Below are 6,520 nucleotides of genomic sequence, written 5' to 3'. Positions count from 1 at the left end.
CTCAGCAGGCGACCTATCCGCAAGGTCCTTCAACTCAACAATCCGAGGGCCACTACCAGGACGCGAACCCCCCGACGACTTCCCACCCGCTCCCGATGCCTCAGCAGGCGACCTATCCGCAAGGTCCTTCAACTCAACAATCCGAGGGCCACTACCAGGACGCGAACCCCCCGACGACTTCCCACCCGCTCCCGGAGCTCCTTCCACTCCGTCCTTCGTCCTGCCCGGCGGCGGCGCAGTGCGACCATCCTGATCACCCTGCCCCCCACCCGACTCTCGGCGCGGGTTGACGACCGGATCCGAACCACCGGAACCATCAGGCATGGAAGACTCCCCCCTCGGGCCGGGCTTGGAATCCGGTGTCCGAAGCGGCGGCTCGACCCGCTGACCATCCCCCAACCGCCGACCCGAATTGGCCATGGGATCCGCCGAACCCGGCTTGGAATCCGACGCCCGAAGCGGCGGCTCAACCCGCTGACCATCCCCCAACCGCCGACCCGAATTGGCCATGGGATCCGAACCACCCGAACCACCAGACCTCGAAGACTCCCCCACCGAACCCGGCTTGGAATCCGACGGGCCGGGCTTATTCCCATGCGTCCCATGCGGGTTGTTCTGCGGACCACCCAGATAGTCAGTCGAGTTGTCATACCGGCGCGAGCCGCTGGGCGTGCCGGGCGGGCGGTTGTCGGACCTGGCCGGGCCACCTCCCTCATGAGCCGGACCGCCAGGACGCGACCCCGGGACGGCCGGGGAACCGTCAGGACGCATGTTGACCGCCACGTTCGAAGGCCCACCATCCCCAGACCCATCCGGACGCCCATTCACCGGCTTCGGTGTGGGAACACCGGAAGCTGGCCGGCCGCCGTCCGGGGCGGGCTCGGGCTTGGGGGCCGGAGTGGGGGAGCCATTCCCTGGCACCTTTCCCGGCGCGGGGACCGGCGTGGGGGGCGGCGAATCGGAACCGTGGTTCCTGGGCGGTGTGCCACCGGGCTGGGAGTCCGGGGTGACCCGGGAGTCCGGAGCGACCGGGGGGCCGTCGGGGCGCTTCCCGGCGGGCGGGGTGAGGCCGGCGCCGTTCCCGGAGCCGACGGGATGCGTGGTGGCCGGCGGCTGCGGGGCGGGGGCGCTGCCGCCGTCGCGTCCGGGCGGACCCGGCCGGGGGGTCGAGCCGGGAGTCTCCGTCGGCGAGTTCCCGCGACCCGGTAGCGGTGTGGAAGGCGGTGCCGTGGAGGAACCGTCGGTCTTCGTCGGCTGGGCGGGCATACCAAGGTCGTTCGAACGTCCGTTGCCGGGGCCGCTGTTGGTGGGGTTGCTCTCCTTGACGGAGACGCTGTCCCTGCCGCCGGACGGAGTCGGAGCCAGCGATCCGTCTCCCCTGCCCAGGCCGTCAGGGGTGGGCAGGGAGAGGTCGCCGCCAGGTGTCCGGGACGGAGAGGGAACCGTCCCATCTCCGCCACCCGGCATGGGTTTGACGGTGGACGGGGTGACACCGGGGGGCACGGACGCCGGCGGGGCGTCGACACCAGGAGTGGGCTTGGGAACGAAGGAGCGCCCCCCACCGCCGTAATGCCAGCCCATCAAGCCGCCGCCGTGCGCGCCGAAGCCCGCCCCGACGATCGCGCTGATGGCCACGGACCAGGTCACCTCGAAATCGGCACCCGCGATCTCGGCGCCCAGCGCACCGATGCCGATGTCGAGTCCCGCCTCGACCGCGGCACCGGCGACGGCGCCCCCGACGGCGCCGACGACCGCGCCCCCCACGGTGCCGAGCCGGCTCGCAATCGCGGTCACCACCGGGATCAGCCTGGCCAGCAGCGAACTGATGATCGACATCACCCGTGCGAGGATCGGCCCGAGGCCGATCAGGGCGAGCCCAAAGATGACGCCCAGGATGTCCGCCCACATGGCGGCGTTGAGCTGCTCCGCGTACTCCTCGGCCGCCTTGTACAACTCGTCGGCGTAGCGGTTGATCGTCTGCCCGATCGTCCACGCCTTCTCGGCGGCGGCGTCGAAGGTCGGGGCAAGCCCTTCCTCCCACGCCCGGCGTGCCTCGTCGCCCGCCGCCCCGGTCATGCCGATGCCGTCCACGTGGCCGTTGACGGCGACCCGGCGCTCGTGAAGAGCGTCACCGAGCTGGATCCAGGCGTTGCCCAGGGCGTACATCTCCTCGACCTTGATGTCGCCGAGTACAGAATCCGCGTCTTCCATGGTGGGGCCGCCCTCCCTGGGCGTGGTGTGTTCGACGGTCGCCTGACCGGTGCCGTACCGGGTGGTCTGCGGAGGTGGCTAGGTCACCGGATCACGGGCTGTGCTCGCGTCGTGGGCGGATCTTCGGCGCGGGGTTCGCCGGCCCGCCGATCACCGGCACCGGTGCCGGACGGCGCTGCGGACTCCTCGGCCGGTACATCCCGCTCGTCCATGGCGACCTGGACGACGGTGGGCTCATGCCCCCGGCGGACCAGCGTCCCGCGACCGGGCTGACGGCGGTACGCGCGCTGCTCGTTGATGAGGACCCCTTCGCGATGGTCGCCGGACAGCAGCAGGCCCCCGGAGCCGATCTCCTTGAGCTTGCTCAGCAGCGGGTCCGACAGCAGGGCTCGGGCGGCGCCACCGACCCGGCGGGCCAGTACGAGATGGAAGCCCAGCTCGTCCGCCTGCGGGATGAACTCGGCCAGCGGAGCCAGCGGGCCACGTCCCATGCTGCCCGCCGCCAGGTCGTAGTCGTCCACGACGACGTACAGTTCGGGGCCCTTCCACCAGCCGCGCTCGGCGAGCTGGGTGGGAGTGATGTCGGCCGGAGGCATCCGGGAGCGCAGGGTCTCGGCGAGGGCACCGACCTGTCCGGCGACCAGGTCGGAGCTGCCGCCGCGGGCACCGATGTACTCGTCGGCCACCACGCCCAGCAGACTGTGCCGGTAGTCGACGACCATGAACCGCAGCTCGTGGGCGGTGTGGCGGGCGGCCAGACCGCGCATCCAGGCGCGCAGGAACGCGGTCTTGCCGGATCCGGAGTCGCCGAACACCACGAAGTGCGGGTCGCTCGACGTCAGATCGAGTCCGACGGGAGCCAGGTCGGACTCGCGCAGCGCGACGGGTACCTCGCGTTCGCCGAGGGCGGCGCCGTGGCCCTCCCAGCGTTCGGCGGGCGACGGCGCCGCGGCGGCCGACAACTCGCGGACGGTGATCCGGTCGGGCAGTACGCGCAGCGCCGGGGCCGCGGCCCGTTGCCATGCCTCCGCGATCCTGGACACCAGCAGGCGCTCGGCGTCGGCGATCCCGTCCATGCCGTCCACGCCGTCCAGCCGGGGCAGCGCGATGTGGTGGGTGAGCCCGGGTGAGGCCAGCCCCCTGCCTGGAACGCTCTGGCCCAGGGCACGGGCGGCGGGGCGGCTGATCTCGGACTCGGTGGGGTCGTTGAGCCGCAGTTCGAGACGGCCCGGAATGTTGTCGCGCAGGCCGACGCGGATCTCCGCCCACCGGTTGGCGGTCAGCCACAGATGAACTCCGACACCGAGGCCGCGGGCGGCGATGTCGGTGAGGGTGGTGACGGCGTTGTCGTCGGAGGTGTGCAGAGCGGCCCAGTTGTCGACGACCAGCACAATGTCCGCGGCCCGCACGCCCTCGGGCAGTTCACCCTCGGCCCGGCGGGTGCGCAGTTCGGCCGCGGACTGGATGCGCAGGTCGCGGAACATCCGCTCGCGCGCGGTGACCAGTCGGCCGACCTCGGCCAGCACCCGGCGCACCCGCTCCTCGTCGCGGCGGCCCGCGATGCCGGCGACATGGGGTGCGTCGCTCAGTCCGTGCAGCGAGCCGCCACCCATGTCGATGGCGTAGAACTGAAGTTCTTCGGGTGTGTGGGTGAGCATGGCGCTGAGCATCGCGGTGCGCAGGAAGGTCGACTTGCCGCTCTGCGGGGCGCCGACCAGGGCGATGTGCCCTTGGCCTCCCGTCAGATCCGCCGTGAGGGGGATCTGTTCCTGGCGTGCGGGCACGTCGATCACACCGATCGGGAACACCAGCCGGCCCGTGTACGGCCACAGGGAGCAGCGCAGGCCCAGCTCCGGGTCGACCTCCGGCTCACCGAGCAGCGAGCTGAGGGCGAAGTGCGCGGGCAGCGGGGGCAGCCACACCTGGTGGCCGGGGACGTCCTTGTTCACCAGTCGCTCGACCGCGATCTGGAGTTCGGTCGCGCCCCCGCCCGGGGTCCACTCCAAGCGGGTCGCCTCGCTCTCCTCGGGGGCGAGCGGGGCGAGGTCCCCGTGCACGGCGAAGGGAACCGGTTCGGCGGCCACGGCGGCGGCCTCGGAGTCCGGCTCACGGTAGGGCGCCGACACGTGCGCGACGCGGAAGCGCTCGTAGACCGACTCGTCGACCTTCAGATAGGCGGAGCCCGGGATGGCGGGAAGCGCGTACGCGTCGGGGGTTCCGAGAACGGCGCGGGACTCGGCTGCGCTGAAGGTCCGCAGGCCGATCCGGTAGGACAGGTGGGACTCCAGGCCGCGCAGCCTGCCTTCCTCAAGGCGCTGGGTGGCCAGCAGCAGGTGCATGCCGAGCGAACGCCCGACCCGGCCGATCTGGACGAACAGCTCGATGAAGTCCGGACGTTGTGAGAGAAGCTCGCCGAACTCGTCGACGATGATGAACAGGTAGGGCAGGGGGTCGAGCGGTTTGCCGTTGACATCGGTTCCACCGGCGGCCTGACGGAGTTGGTACTCGCGCACGGAGTCGACGTTCCCGGCCTCACGCAACATGCGCTGCCGGCGCTGCTGTTCGCCCTGGAGGGCCTTGCGCATCCGGTCGACCAGCGCGAGGTCGTCGGCGAGGTTGGTGATGAGGCCGGACACGTGCGGCAGTTCGGTGACGCCCGCGAAGGTGGCGCCGCCCTTGAAGTCGACGAGGACGAAGGCCAGGTGCTCCGGCGCGTGCACCATGGCCATACCGGTGACGAGGGTGCGCAGCAGCTCGCTCTTGCCGGACCCGGTGGCGCCGACGACCAGCCCGTGCGGGCCGATGCCGCCCTGCGCCGACTCCTTGAGGTCGATGTGCAGCGGTTCGCCGGTGCCGGTCACCCCGATGGGAACGCTGAGAAGGTCCTTCGCGTCGGGGCTGCGCCGCCCTGCGGCCGGGTCGAAGGCCGCGATGTCGGTGAAGCCGAGCATCCCCGAGAGGGAGACGTCCTCGGCGAGGACCTGTTCGCGTTCGCCGGACAGCCTCAGCGGTGCCAGCGCACGCGCGGTGGCCGCCAGGACCGCGGGCTCCGGCTCGTCGGCGGCGCCCTTCTCGACCGCCGCGTACAAGCCCGGCATGCGTCCCTCCAGGACGAGTCCACCGCGTGCGTCCGTACGGGCGCGTACGTCGACCCGCCCCGGTTCGGAGCCCTCTTCCTCCACGAGGCACACCACGTGCACCCCCAGATCGGGACCCGCCTCGGTGAACAGGTCGGCCAGGAGCGCGGATCGGGCCCAGGAGGCCCCGGGTTCGTAGTCGTCCAGGAAGACGACCAGGTGGCGGCGCGGGCCGTTATCACGCTGGGCGATGAGACGGCCGTTGCGTTCGGCGCGGGCCGCGACCGCTTCGTCGAGGGCGGCCCGCAGTTGATCGTGGAGTCCGGCGAGGTCGTCGGCGAGCAGGGGGACGACCTCCTGCTCTCGTCTCTGTGCCCGCGGGTCGGGGTCCTGGGTGTGCGGCAGCCACTTCGCCCAGTCCCAGGCGGAGTTGCCGCCGGTGACGACCGCGACCCGCACGTCGTCGGGGGCGTGCAGTACCGAGAGCTGCATCAGCAGGGTCTGGGCCAGCTCCCGGGTGCGAGGGCGTGGCCCCAGCAGACTGACCACGCCGGACGCCCGCAGGTCCAGCCAGGCGGCCTGGCCGCCCACCGTGCTGTGCGCCTCGACGAGTTCGGCGGCGGCGTGCTGGCACTGGATGTCGACCTCGATGGTTGGATCGCTCTGCTCCGGGAGGCGCAGCGCGTCGGCCAGTGGCACCGTGCCGGTGCCGAGCCGCAGGTGGAGGAAGTCCTTGTCATCGGGGCGGCGTTCCCACACCCGGCGTCGCTGGGTGGCTATCGCCCACAGCCGCTCGGGGTGTGGATGCCGCCAGGCGTCGGCGGCCTGCTGGCCGACCTTGCTCAGCTGAGCGCGCTTGCGTACACCGGCCAGGTATTCCAGGTACCGGTCCCGTTGCCGGAATTGTTTGCGGCGCCGACTGCTCCGCAACTGCATCCGCACACCGATGGTGATGCCCACGGACACCACGACGAAGGCGAACCCCAGCAGGATCATCCAGGCCCTGCCGTAGGCCACCATGTACGCGGCCATGCTCACGCTGGACAGCAGCGGCAGGAGCAGCATCAGCCATCCGGCCGCGCCCTGCGGCTGGGGCCGCTGGGGCGGGGAGGCCAGTTTCGTCATGCCCTCCGGCATCGGTGGGGGCGTCATCCGGACGGGGCGGTGGAACGGGGTTCGGCTCACGGTTGCTGCCTAGCTGCCTGTCGGGGTGTAGGACACGGGGAGTGTGA

2 protein-coding genes are annotated in these 6,520 nt (G+C 71.5%); one reads left to right on the top strand and one right to left on the bottom strand.

Annotation, left to right across the window (positions count from 1 at the left end):
- Positions 1 to 1,627 precede the first annotated feature (1,627 nt).
- A complete protein-coding gene (locus ACFVT5_RS39385; protein WP_389898496.1) occupies positions 1,628 to 1,966 on the top strand; it encodes a hypothetical protein in 339 nt (112 codons plus the stop codon).
- Between the two features lie 328 nt (positions 1,967 to 2,294).
- Here the strand turns inward: ACFVT5_RS39385 and eccCa are convergent, their stop codons facing one another.
- On the bottom strand, positions 2,295 to 6,473 hold the full coding sequence (gene eccCa, locus ACFVT5_RS39380) for a type VII secretion protein EccCa (protein ID WP_389898494.1): 4,179 nt from the start codon (positions 6,471 to 6,473) through the stop codon (positions 2,295 to 2,297).
- Positions 6,474 to 6,520: the final 47 nt, after the last annotated feature.

The sequence above is a fragment of the Streptomyces sp. NPDC058001 genome, assembly GCF_042886315.1.
In the GTDB taxonomy this organism is placed as follows: Bacteria; Actinomycetota; Actinomycetes; order Streptomycetales; family Streptomycetaceae; genus Streptomyces.
This window is presented reverse-complemented; position numbering and strand designations above follow the sequence as displayed.